This is a genomic window from Lederbergia sp. NSJ-179 (assembly GCF_022867885.1).
Classification (GTDB): Bacteria; Bacillota; Bacilli; order Bacillales; family Bacillaceae_C; genus Lederbergia.
Map to the genome: position 1 here is coordinate 1 of NZ_JALIFP010000118.1, position 565 is coordinate 565.

Sequence of the window (565 nt, forward strand, 5' to 3'; positions counted from 1 at the left end):
GAGGAGCTATTTGATGAACATCGGTGATATCATTGTCACAAATAAAAAAACAGGGAAATATATCGGAGAGATTACAGCCATTCATGAGGATACGTATACAATCCGAATTTTAGCTGTACTCAACCACCCTAGACAAGGTGATTTGCACAATCCTTTACAGGCGGATGTCCCCTTCTTTCATGAAAGAAAGGCGTTGGCCTATCGAGAGCAAACCAATATTCCCATAAGAATTGCCAAGCCGTATGATGGGGATATTCCGGACTATAAGGATTCCTTAAAAACGGCCTATACAACCCTTAAGGAAAAGCTAGAGGCGGATATAGAGGAGCCTTATAATCAACTTGCCTTAAAAGCATTAAAAAGTATTGAAAAGGAATACGCCTTAATGTATTCCATCTCATTTGACTAATGCCCAATTTAGGGCATTTTTTTGTTTTTAAATGGTCCTGCAACAGTGGCATTCATTTTAAAAGATGTTTTCTCTTACCTAGGAGAATTTTCTTCGTTATCCCAGTCTATTGAACCGAGCGCTTATCGCATTAAAGTTAAGCTGGAAGGATTGAAT

1 protein-coding gene is annotated in these 565 nt (G+C 38.6%); it reads left to right on the forward strand.

Annotated elements, in window-relative coordinates; genetic code table 11:
* Window positions 1-13: 13 nt before the first annotated feature.
* Window positions 14-409: a kinase-associated lipoprotein KapB gene (gene kapB / locus MUB24_RS23120; protein WP_244708100.1), complete on the forward strand. Its 396-nt coding sequence runs from the start codon at window positions 14-16 to the stop codon at window positions 407-409.
* Window positions 410-565: the final 156 nt, after the last annotated feature.

Coding starts and splice junctions, on each gene's coding strand:
- kapB (WP_244708100.1), top strand. CDS start 14: ATGAACATCGGTGATATCATTGTCACAAATAAAAAAACAGGGAAATAT.